The following is a 17,454-nucleotide window of genomic DNA, read 5'->3' as shown; positions in this document are numbered from 1 at the left end:
ATTCAGGCAGTACAAAAAAGCCAGGCTTCGCCTGGCTTTTTTATTTGCCGCGACGCTTTGATCCAGCGCCGCACCTTTAAGCCTGAGACAACGCCGCGCACGCTGATCGGCTATGCTCCGATATCCAGCCGCAGCAAAACACATGAAGATGACAGACAGCATTACAAGCATGCCCGATAGCGCCGAGCCGTCCGACCGCTCGGTTCAAGCTGCATCGGAACCGATCCTGAGCGTCACAGCGTTGCGCAAATCCTTCGGCAAGGGCGAATCACGCCAGCTCATCGTGGACGGTCTCTCTTTTGCACTGCGCGCCGGCGAATGCTATGGGCTGCTCGGTCCCAATGGTGCGGGCAAAACCACCACGCTGCGTCTTTGCCTGGGGCTGGCGACGCCGGATGGCGGCAGCATTCGCCTGGTCGGCGAGAACATCCCGCAAGCAGCGCGCGCAGCTCGCCTGCGCGTAGGCGTGGTGCCGCAGGCCGACAATCTCGATCCGGATTTCACCGTGCAGGAAAACCTGCGGGTCTTTGGTCGTTACTTCGGCATGCGCGATGCCGAGATCGATGCACGTATTCCCGAGCTGCTGGCCTTCGCCAATCTGCAGTCGAAGAAGGATGCGCGCATCGGCGAGCTCTCGGGCGGCATGAAGCGCCGTCTCACGCTGGCGCGCGCCCTGGTCAACGACCCCGATCTGATCTTCATGGATGAGCCGACTACCGGCCTCGATCCGCAGGCGCGCCACATGATCTGGGAGCGGCTCAAGAACCTGCTGGCCAAGGGCAAGACCATCTTGCTCACCACGCACTTCATGGACGAGGCTGAGCGTCTGTGTGATCGGCTGGCGGTGATTGATCACGGCAAGATGATTGCCGAAGGCTCGCCGCAGCAACTGATCGCCCGGCATATCGAAGCGGAAGTGGTGGAAGTCTATGGCGACCGCGCGCAAGAATGGGCAGCCGGATTCGACCGCAGCCAGGCGGCGCGGCTTGAAACCAGCGGTGAAACCGTGTTTTGTTATACCGACCATGTGAAACCGGTGCTGGCCAGCCTGCAGGAAGTCAGCGGCGTGCGCTATCTGCATAGACCTGCCAATCTTGAAGATGTATTTCTCAAACTGACCGGCCGTGAAATGCGTGATTGAACATGCGCGCGCGTAACTATGCCGCCATTCGTCGGGTCGCCAATCGGCCGCCCAGAGAACAAGAAGTTCAGGAGATCAAGCAACAATGAGTCAGATGCAACTCTACGCGCTACCGGCCTTTTCGCTGCGCTTCTATCCGATCTGGCGCCGCAATCTGCTGGTGTGGAAAAAGCTGGCCTACGCCAGCATCATCGGCAACATTGCCGAGCCGCTGATCACGCTGATCGCATTCGGCTATGGCCTCGGCAGCCTGCTCAAGGAGGTCGACGGCATTCCCTATCTGCATTATCTGGCCTCGGGCTCGATCTGCATGTCGGTGATGATGGCCGCGTCCTTCGAGGCGCTGTATTCCGCCTATTCGCGCATGAGCGTGCAAAAGACCTGGGACGCGCTGATGAATGCGCCGCTGGCGCTGGACGATATCGTGCTCGCCGAACTGTTCTGGGCGGCGACCAAATCCATGTTCAGCGGCGTCGCCATTCTGCTGGTGATCTTCGCGCTCGGCATCGGCCTGCATCCGCAGATTCTGCTGGCGCTGCCGTTACTGTTTCTGATCGGCATGAGCTTCGCCGCGCTCGGTCTGATCGTGAATGCATTGGCGCAGGGCTATGATTTTTTCACCTACTATTTCACCCTGGTGCTCACGCCGATGGTGTTCCTCTCGGGCGTGTATTATCCGGTGGCGCAGTTGCCTTCCTGGCTGCAGGACATCTCGCAGTTCTTGCCGCTGAGCGCCGCTGTCGCGCTGCTGCGTCCGCTGATCCTGGGTGGCTGGCCGCAGGCGCCGTGGTTCCATGTTGCTATTCTGGCGTTTTACTGTTGCGCAGCCTTGTATGTGGCGACCGTGCTGACGCGCCGCCGCCTGTTGAACTGACGTGCCGGAATCGAACGTCGTACACAAACGAGAACAAGCCATGTCCAGTTCCACTGCCGAACAAGTCCTGCTGGTCTTCAGCAATCTGCCCGATCAGCCATTGGCCGAAACTCTGGCGCGCATGCTGGTGGAACAAGGGCTGGCCGCCTGCGTCAATATCCTGCCGCCCGTGCAGTCGATTTATCGATGGCAGGGCAAGCTGGAGCAGGCCAGCGAAGTGAGCCTGATGATCAAGACCACGCAGGCCCGCTATGCCGAGCTGGAAGCGGCGATCAGGGCGGCACATCCCTATGAGGTGCCCGAGATCCTGGCGATTCCGGCCGGTGCCGGATTGCCGTCCTATCTGCAATGGGTGGTTGATGAAACGAAGAAAGACTTGAATGCCTGAGTGTGTGCCTGAAAAAATTCTGATCCCTCATCAGCGCCTGGCGCGCGCCTTGCTGGCCGGCCTGATGTTATTGAGCTTGCTGCTTGCGCTGCTGCATGGGTCGCCTGCGCGCGCCGATGATTATCTGCCGCCCGAGCAAGCGTTCAGGATGAGTGCGCGCATGGTCGATGCGCAGACCGCCGAGGTGAATTATCAGATCGCCGACGGCTACTATATGTACCGCGATCGTTTCCATTTCAGCGGGCAGGGTGCGACCGTCGGCGAAGCGCTGTTCCCGGCCGGCAAAGTCAAGTTCGATGAAAACTTCGGCAAGGAAGTCGAGACTTATCATAATGGCGTAGTGGTGCGCCTGCCGGTGTCGGGTGTGAGCGGCGCCTTCCGGCTCGACGTCAATTCGCAGGGCTGCGCCGACAAGGGACTGTGCTATCCGCCCATGAGCTTGTCGGTCACGCTCGATCCCCGGGCCATCGGCCAGAGCGTGCGCGGCGGCAATGCGCCGGCCATGTCTGTACCGGGTTCATCTGCAATTGCAGCTGCCGGTTTCAATAGCGGCGCCAGCGACGTCGATGGCATCACTGCCGTGCTGCAAGGCGGCCATCTGTGGCGCATTCTTTCGCTGTTTCTGGTGCTCGGCATTGGTCTGGCGTTCACGCCTTGCGTATTGCCGATGTTGCCGATTCTGTCGTCGATCATCGTCGGCCAGGCCGGCTCGGGAGATGCTAACGCCAGCCGCGCGCGCAGCTTCCTGCTGTCGGTCGATTATTCGCTCGGCATGGCGCTGGTCTACACCGCGCTGGGCGTCGCCGCCGGCATGCTGGGCGAAGGCCTTTCCGCCTATCTGCAAAATCCCTGGGTGCTCGCGGTGTTCGCGCTGGTGATGGGCGCGCTGGCCCTGTCCATGTTTGACGTCTATCAATTGCAGGTGCCGGCGGCCTTGCAGTCGCGTCTGACGACTGCCTCCGGCAATTCCGGCGGCAAGTGGCTGGGCGTGTTTTTGATGGGGGCGATCTCGGCCTTGATCGTCGGTCCTTGCGTGGCGGCGCCGCTGGCGGGCGCCTTGCTTTACATCAGCCAGACCGGCAACGTGGTGCTGGGCGGCAGTGCCTTGTTCGCCATGGCCCTGGGCATGAGTGTGCCGCTGTTGCTGGTCGGCGCCTCGGCCGGTGCCCTGCTGCCGCGTGCGGGCGCGTGGATGGACGGCATCAAGCGCTTCTTCGGCGTGCTGATGCTGGGCACCGCCTGGTGGATGGTGTCGCCGGTGATTCCGGCCTGGCTGCAGGTGGCCGGCTGGGCGCTGCTGGGAATCGCCTACGGCGCGTATCTGCTGTGGGGTGTCTCGGGCAAATGGCCGTCGAAGGCGCTCGGCCTGATCTTTGCTGCGCTCGGTTTGCTGCAATTGATCAGCGTGGTCACCGGCGGTCGCGATCCGCTGGCGCCGCTGTCGCATCTGAGCGGCGCGGCCCCGGCGCATACCGATTTCGTGCGCGTGCGTTCCGGGGCAGAGCTGGACGCCGCGCTGGCGCAGAATGCCGGCGGCAAGCGCTTGCCGGTGATGCTCGATTTCTACGCCGACTGGTGCGTATCTTGCAAGGAGATGGAAAAATTCAGCTTCAGCGATGAACGCGTCAAGGCGCGCTTTGCCAACATGCTGTTGCTGCAGATCGACGTTACCGCCAACAATGCCGACGATCGCGCCATGCTCAAACGCTTCGAGCTGTTCGGGCCGCCGGGCATCATGTTTTTCGATGCGCGCGGTAAAGAGCTCAGCGACAAGCGCGTGATCGGCTATCAGGATGCCGAACGCTTCCTCCAGACGCTGAATGGACTGCCGTCATCCTGATGCATGGCGCCTTCAGTTCAAAAACTGCCCGGTGCGCGAGATCGTGATCATGTCGATGTATTGCGAGCCATGATGATTGGCGGCGGAAAAGTTGATGCCCATGCCGCCGGGATCGTAATTGCTGCTGTGTATGCTTTCCAGCGCCGTGATCAGTCTGGCGCGCGTCAGATTGCGACCGGCGCGGCGCAGGCCTTCGGTGAATATCTTGGCCGCGATATAGCCTTCCAGGCTGGCAAAATTGAGGTCGGCGCTTGCCGCATTTTTCATGGCTTTCTGATACTCGCTGACCAGCATGGTCGAGGCGCGCCACGGAAACGGCACCACCTGCGAAATCACCACGCCCGAGCCTTCCTTCCCCAGTAACTCCAGCAGCGCTTGCGTGCCGATGAATGACAGGCCGTAGAACTGTCCGTTGTAGCCGCCGCGTCGCATGGCCAGGATCAGCGCTGCGCTAGACGGCGCGGTCGCTGCCAGCATGACGGCGTCCGGTTGCTTGGCGATCAACTCCGTGCTGGCGGCGCCGACGTCGATGCTGTTGGCAGCGACCGGTGCTGCCAACAGCAGGCGGCCGCCTTTATCGCTCAGCTTCTGGGCGACGATCGCCACATCGCGCCGGCCGTAATCGTTATCTTCATAGAACACGGCAATGTTTTTCTGGCCGGTCATCATCATCTGATTCAGCAGGAATTCAAACTCTTCCTTGTGCGTGGCGCGAATGGTGAACAACATGCGATTGTGCGGACGGCGCAGGATGTCGTTGCCCGAGCGCGGCGCAAAGAAGGGCACGCCATACTGGCTTGCCAGCGGCAGCGATATCTTGCTGGTGGCGCTGCCGGCATAGCCGAACAAGGCGAATACCTTGTCTTCAAGAATCAGGCGTCTGGTGTTGGCCAGCGCCTGATCGGGCTCGAAGCGGTCATCCATACTGATGAGCTCAACGCGGCGCCCCATTACGCCGCCGGCGGCATTGAGCGCATCGAAATAGATTTTGGCGCCCAGTTGGTAAGAGCTAGGACTGCGGCTGGTGCCGCCACTCAGCGCCACCGACTGGCCGAGCACGATCTTGCCGGGACTGATGCCCGGTTCCGCCTGCGCATTGCAAAGGCCGAGAGCGAGTAACAGCATCGCCAGATGTTTGCGTGCAACAGATCCGAGCATAGGCATTCCTTTCAGAGCGCGGGCGCTTGAGCCGCCCGCCTGCTGCGGTTGGCCGTTGGTCGGCAATATAAATGTGGTCAATACGATAACATGGTGCTTCACCTGCGGGCAGGCCGCCGCCATTCGTAGCTATAGTCTTGGGTTATTTGGATACGCTTTATAAATTGTTGGCGTGGATGGTCTTGCAAGTTATAGTCTCTCTTCTGTATTTCCCAACCAATAAAGGAGGCTGACATGAGCTTGCGTCTCGGCGATACCGCACCAGATTTCGAACAGGATTCCTCGATCGGCAAGATCAAGTTTCACGAATGGGCAGGCGACTCCTGGGTGGTGCTGTTTTCCCATCCGGCCGACTTCACGCCGGTGTGCACCACCGAGCTGGGTCTGACCGCCAAGCTCAAGCCGGAATTCGACAAGCGCAACGTCAAGGCCATCGCGCTGTCGGTGGACGGCGCTGAAGCCCACAAGCAATGGATCAAGGACATCGAAGACACGCAGAAAACCGTGGTCGGTTTTCCCATCGTGGCCGATACCGACAAGAAGGTCGCCGGTCTGTACGACATGATCCATCCCAACCAGTCCGAAACCGCCACCGTGCGTTCGCTGTTCGTGGTCGACCCGAAAAAGAAGGTGCGCCTGATCATCACTTACCCGATGAGCACCGGCCGTAATTTCGATGAAGTGCTGCGCGTGATCGATGCGCTGCAACTGACCGACGGCTACACCGTGGCGACGCCGGGCAACTGGAAAGACGGCGACGACGTGATCATCCCGCTGTCGGTCAAGGACGAAGAAGTGATCAAGCAGAAATATCCCAAGGGCTACACCTCGCCGCGTCCTTACCTGCGCATTACGCCGCAGCCGAACAAGTAATCGGGCACGCTGAGCTGTACATCCTGCTGCAAACAAAAACGCTCCTTCGGGAGCGTTTTTTTATCTTCATTTTTTTTCTGCGGTTTCACCGACTTCATCGCCGGGCTTATCGCTGTACTTAGCGCCGAATTCATCGATGAACATCTGCGCCACCGGCGTCAGCGGACTGCCATGACGCGTCACCAGTTGATAAGGTTCGCTGCGCGAATGCAGTTGCAGCGGCAGGATGCAGGTCATGCCGTAGCGTGTGCAGAACTGAGCGACATCGATGGACATCAGCGCCACGAATTGCGGATTCTTTTGCAGCAGCGACCAGGTGGTGAAGGCCGAAGTGGTTTCCAGCAGATGTAGCGGAAAGCGCAGGTCGGCGGCGTGGAATTCGCGTTCCAGCGTCAGTCGCATCGGCATGTTGGCCGAGTACACCACCCAGCGCGAGTCGGCCAGATCCGCCAACTGCAACTGGCGCGCCTGCGCCAGCGGATGATCCACGCTGGCCACCACCGCCAGCTCTTCATTGTGGATGTTCACCGCGTCGTACAGATGCGGCTGCTGGCTGATGCTGGTGCGGCAGATCGCCATATCCAGCCTTCCTTGATCCAGCAGACGCAATAGACGCGCGCTGGTGTCTTCCACGATCTCCACCGACAGCGCCGGACGCTTCTCCAGCAGCCGCGACAGCGCATCGGTCAGCAGCGGCACCGCGCCCATGATCACGCCCAGCGCCAGCCGGCCGCCGTGGCCTTGCATGATGCTCAGCATTTCTTCGCGCAGATGCACCAGGTCGGTCTGAATCAGGCGCGCATAGCGGATCACGCAATGGCCGAGGTCAGTCGCCTCCAGTCCGCGATTGGTACGCACGAACAATTGCGCGCCCAGGGTAGCTTCGATTTCCTGCAGCGCCTTGCTGGCGCCGGGCTGGGTCAGCGCCACCTGTTCCGCCGCCTTGAGCAGCGAACCATGGTCGGCCAGCGCGATCAGCAGCCGCAGTTGCTTGAGATGCAAGCGCGAGGTGATCGAGGCCAGCGAGGGCAGGGCGGAAGCGGCGGGGAATGAAGGAGTCTGAGCGGAAGCCATGGTCAGTGCGCCAGCTGGCGCCCGGTTGGGGAGATCGTTGATGAAATTCGCGGCTGGGTATGAAATTTACTTATAACTGTATCAGAAGGTCTCAATAGGCAAAGCCTCTTCATTGACTTAAAGTTTCGCTGCAAAAGCTTTTCCCGTATTGGAGAACATGAATTTTCTACGGCCTCGGAGCAGGCCGGCGCGAAAACCGGACGGAAAAGATATCTATAACTTTAAGGCTATGTACGATGGCACTCATTAACTACATTACCCAGATTCAGTTCGACTACGGCGCACTGGCGCTGCTGCAGCAGGAATGCGACCGTCTGAATATCCGCAAGCCGCTGGTGGTGACCGACATGGGTATCCGCAACGCCGGCATTCTCGACAAGGTGCTGGCGCAGCTGAAAGACGGCGCGCAGGTCGCGGTGTTCGATCAGACCCCGCCCAATCCGAATGAAAACGCCGTGCGCGCCGCAGTCAGCCTGTTCCGTGAAGGCGGCTGCGACGGCATCGTCGCCGTCGGCGGCGGATCGTCCATCGACCTGGCCAAGGGCGTGGCGGTCTGCGGCACGCACGAAGGTCCGCTCAAGTCGTTTGCGCTGATCGAGGGCGGCCTGTCCAATATCACCGCCAAGACTGCGCCGGTGATTGCGATTCCGACCACCGCCGGCACCGGCAGCGAAGTCGGTCGCGGCGCGATCCTGATTCTGGACGATGGTCGCAAGGTCGGCGTGTTGTCGCCGTATCTGGTGCCGCGCTCGGCGATCTGCGATCCCGAACTGACCCTGAATCTGCCGGCCATGATGACCGCTGCCACCGGCATGGATGCGATTGCGCACTGCCTGGAAACCTTCATGGCGCCCTCCTTCAATCCGCCGGCCGACGGCATTGCGCTGGACGGTCTGTGGCGCGCCTGGGGGCACATCGAACGCGCCACCAAGGAGCCTCACGACCGCGAAGCGCGCCTCAACATGATGAGCGCTTCGATGCAGGGCGCGCTGGCTTTCCAGAAGGGCCTGGGTTGTGTGCACAGCCTCAGCCACTCGCTGGGCGGCATCAATCCGCGTCTGCACCACGGCACCCTGAATGCGATCTTCCTGCCGGCCATCATCGCGTTCAACAAGGACTCGGAATCGGTCATCAAGGAACAGAAGCTGGCGCGCATTGCGCAGGCGATGGGTCTGAAGGATGCGGCGCAGATCGGTCCGGCGATCAAGGACATGAGTCAGCGTCTGGGCTTGCCGGGCGGTCTGGCCGAGCTGGGGGTGACGGTCGACATGTACCCCGGGATCATCAAGGGCGCATTGGCCGATCACAGCCACAAGACCAATCCGCGCGTCGCCTCTGAGGCGGACTACGAGCGTATGTTGCAGCAATCGATGTAATGCGCCGCGCAGCTCGCTGATGAGGTTTGGTCAGTTCTTCGCAGGCAATCAGACAGGCCGTGCCCGCAGTTTGCGGTTCACGGCCTGAGGCATTTGGATTGATCGGGATTTGAACCCGGTTCGGAATTTATCAAGGCGCGATCACCACGGCGTGGCGGCGTCATCAACAAACAGGAGCACACCATGAGCATCACCATTCTCGGTCACAACTACATCGGCGGCCAACGCAGCGGTCAGGGCGACGTCGCCCTCAAGAGTATCGATGCCACCACCGGCGAAGCCTATGCCGTACCCTTCATCACAGCCACCGAGCAGGAAGTGTCGGCGGCGGTGCAGGCGGCCGAACAGGCTTATCCGGCATTCCGCGCCAGCACCTCCGAACAGCGTGCGACCTTCCTCGACGCCATCGCGACCGAGATCGATGCGCTCGGCGATGATTTCATCGCCGCCGTCTCGCGCGAAACCGCGTTGCCGGCCGGCCGTCTGCAAGGCGAGCGCAGCCGCACCAGCAATCAGATGCGTCTGTTCGCCAAAGTGCTGCGTCGCGGCGATTTCTACGGTGCGCGTATCGACACCGCGCTGCCGCAGCGCCAACCGATGCCGCGTCCGGATGTGCGTCAATACAAGATCGGCGTCGGCCCGGTGGCGGTGTTCGGCGCCAGCAATTTCCCATTGGCGTTTTCGGTCGCCGGCGGCGATACCGCAGCGGCGCTGGCAGCCGGCTGCCCGGTGGTGTTCAAGGCGCACACCGGTCACCTGGTGACATCGGAGCTGGTGGCCGATGCCATCGAGCGCGCCGTCAAGAGCAGCGGCATGCCGGCCGGCACCTTCAACATGATTTACGGCGATCGCGTCGGCGCGCAGCTGGTCAAGAGCGCCGGTATCCAGGCGGTCGGTTTCACCGGTTCGCTGCGCGGCGGTCGTGCCTTGTGCGACATGGCGGCGGCGCGTCCGCAACCGATCCCGGTGTTTGCCGAAATGTCGAGCATCAACCCCATCGTGCTGATGCCGGAAGCCTTGAAAACCCGCGGCGCCAACATCGCCAAGGATCTGGCCGCTTCGGTCGTGATGGGTTGCGGCCAGCTGTGCACCAACCCCGGTTTGCTGCTGGGCGTGCGATCGCCCGAGCTGACCGCCTTTATCGAACAACTGAGCGCCGCCATCTCCGGCCAGGCGCCGCAAACCATGCTCAATGCCGGCGGCCTGCAGCACTACGGCAGCGGCGTCAGCCGTCTGCAGCAATTGCCGGGCGTGAAGGTATTGGCCGCGGGCGGCAGCAGCGACAAGCAAGCGGTGCCGCATCTGTTCCAGGCCGATGCCGCCTTGCTGTTCGCCAAGGAAGCGCCGCTGGAAGAAGAAGTGTTCGGCCCCTCGACCGTGATTGTCGAACTGGAAAGCCGCGAGCAACTGCTGGACTTCGCGCGCAACATGCACGGCCAGCTGACCGCCACGCTGCAGGCTGAAGTCGCCGATCTGGAAGCCAATCGCGATCTGGTCGAAGTGTTCGAATCCAAGGCCGGCCGTCTGTTGCTGAACGGTTATCCGACCGGGGTCGAAGTCTGCGATGCCATGGTGCACGGCGGTCCGTATCCGGCCACGTCCGACGCGCGCGGCACTTCGGTGGGCACGCTGGCGATCGAGCGTTTCCTGCGTCCGGTCTGCTATCAGAACTATCCGGATGCAATGCTGCCGGCAGCATTGAAGAATGCCAATCCGCTGGGCCTGCTGCGTCTGGTCGATGGCGAATCGACGCGCGCGGTGATCGGCGCTTAAGTTGTAATTTGCAGCACCCATAAAAATTCAAAACGGGCTCCGCCACGGCGGAGTCCTTTCATCACCTGGAGGAGAGCACCTTGAAGCAAACCCTGAAACGGGCTGCATTGTCTGCGGCCGTCTGTGCACTGTTCGGCATATCGTCTGCAGCATCCGCCGCCGGCGACACCATCAAAATCGGTTTCATCACTGACCTGTCGGGCACCTACGCCGACATGGACGGCCAGGGCGGTATCGAGGCCATCAAGATGGCGATTGCCGACGCCGGTGGCACTATCAATGGCAAGAAGGTCGAATTCGTTTTTGCCGACCATCAGAACAAGGCCGACATTGCCGCCAACAAGGCGCGCGAATGGTTTGACCGCGACGGCGTCGACATGCTGGTCGGCGGCGTGAATTCGGCCGCCAGCCTGGCTATGGGCAAAGTCGCGGGCGAGAAGAAAAAGGTCTTCATCTCGGTCGGCGCCGGCACCACGCGCCAGACCAATGAAGAATGCAATGCCTACACCATCCAGTATGCCTACGACACTACGGCGCTGGCGCGCGGCACCGGTGCCGCCATCACCAAGCAAGGCGGCAAGTCGTGGTACTTCGTGACCGCCGATTATGCCTTCGGCACCTCGCTTGAAAAAGATACCAGCGACGTGGTGAAGGCCGGCGGCGGCACCGTGGTCGGCCAGGTGCGCGCACCGCTGGCGACGTCGGACTTCTCATCCTTCCTGCTGCAGGCGCAATCCTCCAAGGCCCAGATCCTGGGCCTGGCGGTCGCGGGCGGCGACGTCATCAACGCCATCAAGGCCGCCAATGAATTCGGCGTGAACAAGACCATGAAGCTGGCCGGTCTGCTGATCTTCATCACCGATACGCACTCGCTGGGCCTGCAAGTCACCCAGGGCATGTACCTGACCGACGGCTGGTACTGGGACATGAACGATCAGTCGCGCGCATGGGGCAATCGCTACTTCGGCAAGATGAAGAAGATGCCGACCATGTTCCAGGCCGGCGATGCATCGGCAGTGGGCCAGTATCTGAAGGCGGTCAAGGCGGTGGGCGGCACCGATGCCGACAAGGTGATGGACTATCTGCGCAAGAACAAGATCAACGATTTCTTCACCAGCAATGGCGTGGTGCGTCCGGATGGCCGCATGGTGCACGACATGTATCTGATGGAAGTGAAGAAGCCGTCCGAATCCAAACGCCCATGGGACTATTACAAGCTGGTGCAGACAATTCCGGGCGAACAGGCTTACATGACCAAGGCGGAATCGAAGTGCGCTTTGTGGAAGTGATCTGAGGCTTTGATGCAGGCAAGACCTGCATCAGGCTTTCGCCAGATCTCAAGGCGATAAAAAACCGGCCGGCGCTGCACACGAAATCAGATTTCCTGTACGGCGCCGGCCGGTTTTCTTTGTGCGGAGCGGTCCCGCCAGCGATTAGCCGCGTTTCAGATGACGCGCGATATCCAGCGCGAAATAAGTCAGCACGCCGTCGGCGCCTGCGCGCTTGAACGCCATCATGGCTTCCAGCATGGTCTTGTCGTGATCCAGCCAGCCGTTTTGCGCTGCCGCCTTGATCATCGCGTATTCGCCGCTGACCTGATAGGCGAAGGTCGGCACCTTGAATTCGTCCTTCACACGACGCACGATATCGAGATACGGCATGCCGGGTTTGACCATCACCATGTCGGCGCCTTCGGCCAGGTCCAGCGCCACTTCGCGCAGCGCTTCATCGCTATTGGCCGGATCCATCTGATAGGTGCTCTTGTTGCTCTTGCCCAGATTGGCGGCAGAGCCGACGGCATCACGGAAGGGGCCGTAGAAAGCCGATGCGTACTTGGCTGAGTACGCCATGATGCGGGTGTAGATGTGGCCGTGTTCTTCCAGGCCGGCGCGCAAGGCGGCGATGCGGCCATCCATCATGTCCGACGGCGCCACGATATCGACGCCGGCAGTTGCTTGCGTCAGACCCTGCCTGACCAGCAATTCGGTGGTTTCATCGTTCAGCACGTAGCCGTTGTCATCCAGCACGCCGTCCTGGCCGTGGCTGGTGTAAGGATCCAGTGCAACGTCGGTCAGGATGCCCAGCTCAGGAAAGCGCTGTTTCAGCGCATGCACCACGCGCGGGATCAGACCGTCCGGATTGGTCGCTTCGATGCCGTCCGGCGTCTTCAGCGCAGGATCGATCACCGGGAACAGCGCCAGCACCGGAATCCCCAGCGCCACGCATTCTTCCGCCACCGGCAGCAGGGTATCCAGCGACAAACGCTCGACGCCCGGCAAGGACGCCACCGGCGTGCGCAGCTTCTGTCCTTCTTGAACGAAGACGGGATAGATCAGATCGCTGGCGGTGATGACGTTCTCTTGCATCATGGCGCGCGAGAACACGTCCTTGCGCATGCGGCGCATACGAAGAGCAGGAAAAGAGGCGGGGGCGGTATAGGAATTGGGACGAGCCATGATTCGAAATCTTTCGCTAAATCACGTCTAAATAGAATTAATTCTAGCTAAACGTCGTTAAATTCAGAAAAATATAAAACTGAACTCCGTGCTGAAACTTTTCATTCGGAGCTATATCTTACGCGTAGGCAATTAATTTTGCCTCCCGCTTCCCCTTCCCTCCCTGAGCGGGGCCGATCGTGCAAGCGATGGGCGTTCAACCCTGGAGATAATCCCCTTTCTCCAGGGTTTTTTTTATTTCCGCGCTCTTTTCATGCCATTTTCACGTCCTGATTCCTTTGCTTGCATTTTTCGGCAGGCATCTCGGAGTGATAGACGTTTTCTGGCCTGAGCTCTGCGATGCTTATTTCGCCGCAGATTTTATGTGCAGCGCATCAGGCGGGCGTTGTCATGCATCAAGCCTGAGTCGGATCCTGATCAGGCGTTGCAATTTGTTCCTGAACCGGCGCAGGCGCTGCTGCTTCCAACGCCGCCGGTGGATTTTTCAGGCCGGCCAGTTCCACGATCTTGTCGTCCGCTTCTTCCAGCCCGATGCGCTTGAGCGCGGAGAACAATTGCGCCGTAAACGGGAAGGGCAGACCACTGGAATCCGCATAGCTGGCGAGATAACTGTGCGCCTGACGCAAGGCATTGGTCGACTCGTTGCGGTTCAGTTTGTCGGCCTTGCTCAGGATGCAATGGATGGGTTTGCCGGTCGGCGCAAACCATTCAATCATCTGGATATCCAGATCGGTGAAGGGCCGGCGCGCGTCGACGATCAGCACCAGAGCGGCCAGTTGTTCGCGGCGGCGCACATAATCGCCCAGCAGTTCCTGCCAGTGAAATTTGGCCGAGCCCGAGACCTGGGCGTAGCCGTAGCCCGGCAAGTCCACCAGCAAGGCGCGGATCTCATCGACCTTCGTTTCATCCTTGCGATGCTGGGCCACGTGGGCGCCGCCTATCGAAAAGAAATTGATGTGCTGCGTGCGTCCGGGGGTCTTCGACGCGAAGGCCAGACGCTTCTGATTGCACAGAATATTGATGGCCGTCGACTTGCCTGCATTGGAGCGACCGGCGAATGCGATTTCAGGCACGCTGGTCTTCGGCAGATCACGCAAGTGATTGACGGTAGTGAAAAAACGGGCTTGCCAGAGTTGCGACATGGGCGTGGGGAAAATGCAAAAGGTGGGGCAAAAACGCGGAAAAGCTATTGTACAATGAGGAGTTATCTCATGCCGAGTTGACGCCAAGTAAACAAAAATCTGGCGGCCAGTGGAGACAGGTATAAAAGACCGGCATGGATAGGGGGCAGCTAGCCGCCAAACGGGCAAAATCTTAATTAAATAAGTCTCAGGGTGTCTAATGAACCGTGCCTTTTCCCCAATTGTGCAGTCCGTATTCATCGCATTGCTGGCAGTTTCCTCCCTGGCATATGCCGCCGAAGAAAAAAAAGCAGAAGTTGTCGCCAAGGCCGATCCGGCCAAGGGGGAAACTCTGTATACCAATGGCGACAGTGCACGCAATATCGTGGCGTGTGTTTCCTGTCATGGCGCCGCCGGCAACTCCACCATCACTCAGAACCCCAAACTGGCGGGGCAGCATGAAGCCTATATCGCCAAGCAACTGACCAACTTTCGCTCGCCGGATCGCAACAATCCCATCATGACGCCGCAGGCCAAGGCCTTGTCGGATGAGGACATCAAGAATCTGGCAGCCTATCTCAGCACGCAGTCGCCCAAGCCGGGCGCTGCCAAGAGCAAGGAAACGCTGGATCTCGGCAAGCAGATTTACCGCGGCGGCATTGCCTCCAAGAACGTGCCGGCCTGCGCCGGCTGCCATAGCCCGAACGGCGCCGGCATCCCGGCGCAATATCCGCGCCTGGCAGGCCAGCATCAGGATTACACGGTGGCCGAGCTGACCAATTTCCGCAACGGCACGCGCAAAAATGGCGTACAGATGACTACCATCGCCGAGCGCCTGTCGGACAAGGAAATCAAAGCCGTCGCCGATTACATCGCGGGTCTGAAGTAGTCGCTGCGACATGTCAACACTAAAAAGAATACGGGGTGGCCGCTGCGTCACCCTTTTTTTCGCCCATGCGAAAGCTGTTTCGAAATTCTGTTGCCGGTGCCAAAAATGATTTGCGGGTATCCTTGCAAGCAATTCGACCGTCCGGATGGCAGTAAACCGACTATCTTTCGTGCGCATTCTTGCCTGAATGGCATAGATTTCGTGCTGTGTTGATGCCGGACGCTAAGCGAAGATCAGTGCAGCAAGCATGCAGCATGAATCAAACGAACGAATCCCCGGGAATGGATTCGCTGGGGTAAATATGACAAGCAGTACCGAAATGGCAGGCGGCAACACCGAAGGAATTCGCATCAAGACCCAGCGGCGCTGGCTGGGCGATGCGGTTGAACTGGTTTCATCCATGCGTTTCGCGATCAGTCTGCTGACTTTGATCGCGATTGCCTCGGTGATCGGCACCGTGCTCAAGCAGAACGACCCGATGCCGAATTACGTCAATCAATTCGGCCCGTTCTGGTTCGAAGTCTTCAACAAGCTGGGTTTGTACGCGGTCTATTCGGCCTGGTGGTTCCTGATGATCATGGGCTTCCTGGTGCTGTCGACGTCGCTGTGCATCGCGCGCAATGCGCCCAAGATGTTGAAAGATGTGCGCAGCTGGCGCGACAATGTGCGCGAGCAATCCCTGCGCAATTTTCACCACAAGGCGGAATGGAACGCCGCCGCACCGGTTGCCGAGCTGGCTGCCTATCTGGCCCAGCGCGTGCGCGCCAACGGCTACAAGGTCAAGCTAGTGGAAAAAGACGGCGCGACGCTGTTGACCGCCAAGCAGGGCGCGGCCAATAAATGGGGCTATATTTTTGCGCATGCCGCGATCGTGATTATCTGCATCGGCGGCTTGCTCGATTCCGATTTGCCGATTCGTTTTCAGCAGTGGGTGTTCGGCAAGCAGCCCTTCACCGGCAACGGCGTGATTGCGCAGATTCCCGAGCGTTATCGCCTTGGCATAGGCAATCCGACCTTTCGCGGCAATACCCTGATTCCTGAAGGTTCCAGCAGCAGCACCGCCATCATCCCGCAACAGAACGGCGTGATGATTCAGGATCTGCCCTTCACCATTCATCTCAAGCGCTTCGTCATCGATTTCTATTCGACCGGCATGCCCAAGCTGTTCGCCAGCGATGTGGTGGTGCGCGATCATGAAACCGGCAAGGACATCACCGCCACCATCAAGGTCAATCAGCCGCTGATCTACAAGGGCGTGGCGATTTATCAGTCGAGTTTCGAAGACGGCGGCAGCAAGCTCAAACTTACCGGCTATCCGATGAGCGGCAAGCAGGCCAAGAGCTTCGAGATCGCCGGTGAAGTCAACGGCAGCACGCCGCTGACGCAGGCCGCGGGCGCTTACACGGTGGAGTGGAGCGGCTTCCGCCCCTTCAACGTCGAAAACATGGCGGTCGCCGGTACGGCGGGCAATGCCAAGGGCGCCATCGATGCGCGCGCCGTGAACGTCGACAAGAGCCTCAACCGCAAGCTGATCGACGACCTCGACAAACACCTCGGCTCGGGCGCCAAGAGTGCCAATACCAAGGATCTTAAAAACGTCGGCCCCAGCGTGCAATACAAACTGCGCGACAAGACAGGGCAGGCGCGCGAATACATGAATTACATGCAGCCGATTCAGCTCGACGGCGCCTACGTGTTCCTGGCCGGCATGCGTGATCAGCCGGATCAGCCGTTCCGCTATCTGCGCATTCCGGCCGATGAAGATGACAGCGTCGCCGACTGGGTGCGCATGCGTGCCGCCCTGGCCGATCCTGCGCTGCGCGCAGAAGCGGCGCAGCGTTATTCGCGCCATGCCATCAGCGGCGCGCGTGAAACCTCCGAACAGTTGCGTATGCAACTGCAGCAATCCGCGCAGAAGGGGCTGGACATTTTCGCCGGCGATGACAAGGCGTCGGGCTATATCGCGGTGTCTCGTTTCCTCGAAAAGCTGCCGCCGGAAGAGCAGACCAAAGCTGCTGATATCTTCATGAAGATTCTCAATGGCAGCATGTGGGAACTGTGGCAGACTGCGCGCGAAAAAGATGGCCTGAAGGCAGCACCGAGCGACGAAAAGAATGCGCGCTATCTGCAACTGGCAATCAATGCACTGGCCGATGCCGCCTTCTATCCGGCGCCCGTGCTGCTGCAATTGAGCGGCTTCGAAGAGATCAAGGCTTCGGTGTTCCAGGTCACGCGCTCGCCGGGCAAGAAGGTGGTTTATCTGGGCTGCCTGTTCCTGGTGCTGGGCGTGTTTTCGATGTTGTATATCCGCGAACGCCGCCTCTGGATCTGGATCCGGCCGCAGGCGAAAGAGGGCGCCGATGCTGCGCAAAGCGAGGGCAGCCATGCCTTGATGGCGATGAGCACGCAACGCAAGACGCTGGATTTCGAAAAGGAATTCGAGCAGATGAAAGCGCGATTGAGCCAATCGGCGTAAGCTTACGGCCGGCGC

Annotated in this window: 14 protein-coding genes; 10 read left to right on the top strand and 4 right to left on the bottom strand. The window is 60.0% G+C overall.

All coding sequences use genetic code 11. The features are described 5' to 3' along the window. Positions 1-169 precede the first annotated feature (169 nt). From PQR62_RS24275 to dsbD, 4 genes are all read left to right on the top strand, one after another. Entirely contained in the window at positions 170-1,141 is a 972-nt protein-coding gene (locus tag PQR62_RS24275) for an ATP-binding cassette domain-containing protein (RefSeq protein ID WP_408160695.1), read from the top strand. Between the two features lie 85 nt (positions 1,142-1,226). After that, on the top strand, positions 1,227-2,015 hold the full coding sequence (locus PQR62_RS24270) for an ABC transporter permease (RefSeq protein WP_408160656.1): 789 nt from the start codon (positions 1,227-1,229) through the stop codon (positions 2,013-2,015). Between the two features lie 40 nt (positions 2,016-2,055). After that, the gene (cutA, locus tag PQR62_RS24265; protein ID WP_408160655.1) at positions 2,056-2,403 is read left to right on the top strand and encodes a divalent-cation tolerance protein CutA; all 348 of its coding nucleotides are present in this window, start codon (positions 2,056-2,058) and stop codon (positions 2,401-2,403) included. After that, positions 2,396-4,243, top strand: coding sequence for a protein-disulfide reductase DsbD (gene dsbD / locus PQR62_RS24260; protein WP_408160654.1), 1,848 nt, complete (start codon positions 2,396-2,398; stop codon positions 4,241-4,243). Before cutA ends, dsbD begins: the two co-directional genes overlap by 8 nt. A 12-nt stretch (positions 4,244-4,255) precedes the next feature. Here dsbD and PQR62_RS24255 read toward each other — a convergent pair whose 3' ends face one another. Continuing rightward, positions 4,256-5,401, bottom strand: coding sequence for an ABC transporter substrate-binding protein (locus PQR62_RS24255; RefSeq protein WP_408160653.1), 1,146 nt, complete (start codon positions 5,399-5,401; stop codon positions 4,256-4,258). A gap of 234 nt (positions 5,402-5,635) precedes the next feature. On the opposite strand from PQR62_RS24255, the gene PQR62_RS24250 reads away from it, so the two are divergent. Further along, the gene (locus PQR62_RS24250) at positions 5,636-6,274 is read left to right on the top strand and encodes a peroxiredoxin (RefSeq protein ID WP_408160652.1); all 639 of its coding nucleotides are present in this window, start codon (positions 5,636-5,638) and stop codon (positions 6,272-6,274) included. A 66-nt stretch (positions 6,275-6,340) separates the two neighbouring features. Here PQR62_RS24250 and PQR62_RS24245 read toward each other — a convergent pair whose 3' ends face one another. Continuing rightward, complete coding sequence (locus PQR62_RS24245) at positions 6,341-7,348, bottom strand: LysR substrate-binding domain-containing protein (protein WP_408160651.1); 1,008 nt, start codon at positions 7,346-7,348, stop codon at positions 6,341-6,343. Between the two features lie 236 nt (positions 7,349-7,584). On the opposite strand from PQR62_RS24245, the gene gbd reads away from it, so the two are divergent. The 3 genes from gbd (at position 7,585) to PQR62_RS24230 (ending at position 11,786) form a co-directional block, all read left to right on the top strand. After that, positions 7,585-8,724, top strand: coding sequence for a 4-hydroxybutyrate dehydrogenase (gbd, locus tag PQR62_RS24240; RefSeq protein ID WP_408160650.1), 1,140 nt, complete (start codon positions 7,585-7,587; stop codon positions 8,722-8,724). 183 nt (positions 8,725-8,907) lie between these two features. After that, complete coding sequence (locus tag PQR62_RS24235) at positions 8,908-10,497, top strand: aldehyde dehydrogenase (NADP(+)) (protein ID WP_408160649.1); 1,590 nt, start codon at positions 8,908-8,910, stop codon at positions 10,495-10,497. A gap of 80 nt (positions 10,498-10,577) precedes the next feature. Then, the gene (locus tag PQR62_RS24230; protein WP_408160648.1) at positions 10,578-11,786 is read left to right on the top strand and encodes an ABC transporter substrate-binding protein; all 1,209 of its coding nucleotides are present in this window, start codon (positions 10,578-10,580) and stop codon (positions 11,784-11,786) included. A gap of 144 nt (positions 11,787-11,930) precedes the next feature. Here the strand turns inward: PQR62_RS24230 and hemB are convergent, their stop codons facing one another. Both hemB and yihA read right to left on the bottom strand, forming a co-directional pair. Further along, positions 11,931-12,953, bottom strand: a complete 1,023-nt coding sequence (gene hemB / locus PQR62_RS24225; protein WP_408160647.1) for a porphobilinogen synthase — start codon at positions 12,951-12,953, stop codon at positions 11,931-11,933. A gap of 395 nt (positions 12,954-13,348) precedes the next feature. Beyond that, the gene (gene yihA / locus PQR62_RS24220) at positions 13,349-14,095 is read right to left on the bottom strand and encodes a ribosome biogenesis GTP-binding protein YihA/YsxC (RefSeq protein ID WP_408160646.1); all 747 of its coding nucleotides are present in this window, start codon (positions 14,093-14,095) and stop codon (positions 13,349-13,351) included. A gap of 199 nt (positions 14,096-14,294) precedes the next feature. On the opposite strand from yihA, the gene PQR62_RS24215 reads away from it, so the two are divergent. Continuing rightward, positions 14,295-14,963, top strand: coding sequence for a c-type cytochrome (locus PQR62_RS24215; RefSeq protein WP_408160645.1), 669 nt, complete (start codon positions 14,295-14,297; stop codon positions 14,961-14,963). Positions 14,964-15,264: 301 nt separating this feature from the next. Next, complete coding sequence (locus PQR62_RS24210; protein WP_408160644.1) at positions 15,265-17,439, top strand: cytochrome c biogenesis protein ResB; 2,175 nt, start codon at positions 15,265-15,267, stop codon at positions 17,437-17,439. The last annotated feature ends 15 nt before the right edge of the window (positions 17,440-17,454 follow it).

This window comes from Herbaspirillum lusitanum, from assembly GCF_046025995.1.
Taxonomy (GTDB): domain Bacteria; phylum Pseudomonadota; class Gammaproteobacteria; order Burkholderiales; family Burkholderiaceae_D; genus Herbaspirillum; species Herbaspirillum lusitanum_A.
Note: the sequence above shows the minus strand (reverse complement) of the source record. Positions and strands in the feature narration are given on the sequence as shown.

Excerpts from the sequence above, each read along its gene's own strand:
- PQR62_RS24275 (WP_408160695.1), top strand. The coding sequence starts at position 170 with ATGCCCGATAGCGCCGAGCCGTCCGACCGCTCGGTTCAAGCTGCATCG.
- PQR62_RS24270 (WP_408160656.1), top strand. The coding sequence starts at position 1,227 with ATGAGTCAGATGCAACTCTACGCGCTACCGGCCTTTTCGCTGCGCTTC.
- cutA (WP_408160655.1), top strand. The coding sequence starts at position 2,056 with ATGTCCAGTTCCACTGCCGAACAAGTCCTGCTGGTCTTCAGCAATCTG.
- dsbD (WP_408160654.1), top strand. The coding sequence starts at position 2,396 with ATGCCTGAGTGTGTGCCTGAAAAAATTCTGATCCCTCATCAGCGCCTG.
- PQR62_RS24255 (WP_408160653.1), bottom strand. The coding sequence starts at position 5,401 with ATGCTCGGATCTGTTGCACGCAAACATCTGGCGATGCTGTTACTCGCT.
- PQR62_RS24250 (WP_408160652.1), top strand. The coding sequence starts at position 5,636 with ATGAGCTTGCGTCTCGGCGATACCGCACCAGATTTCGAACAGGATTCC.
- PQR62_RS24245 (WP_408160651.1), bottom strand. The coding sequence starts at position 7,348 with ATGGCTTCCGCTCAGACTCCTTCATTCCCCGCCGCTTCCGCCCTGCCC.
- gbd (WP_408160650.1), top strand. The coding sequence starts at position 7,585 with ATGGCACTCATTAACTACATTACCCAGATTCAGTTCGACTACGGCGCA.
- PQR62_RS24235 (WP_408160649.1), top strand. The coding sequence starts at position 8,908 with ATGAGCATCACCATTCTCGGTCACAACTACATCGGCGGCCAACGCAGC.
- hemB (WP_408160647.1), bottom strand. The coding sequence starts at position 12,953 with ATGGCTCGTCCCAATTCCTATACCGCCCCCGCCTCTTTTCCTGCTCTT.
- yihA (WP_408160646.1), bottom strand. The coding sequence starts at position 14,095 with ATGTCGCAACTCTGGCAAGCCCGTTTTTTCACTACCGTCAATCACTTG.
- PQR62_RS24215 (WP_408160645.1), top strand. The coding sequence starts at position 14,295 with ATGAACCGTGCCTTTTCCCCAATTGTGCAGTCCGTATTCATCGCATTG.
- PQR62_RS24210 (WP_408160644.1), top strand. The coding sequence starts at position 15,265 with ATGACAAGCAGTACCGAAATGGCAGGCGGCAACACCGAAGGAATTCGC.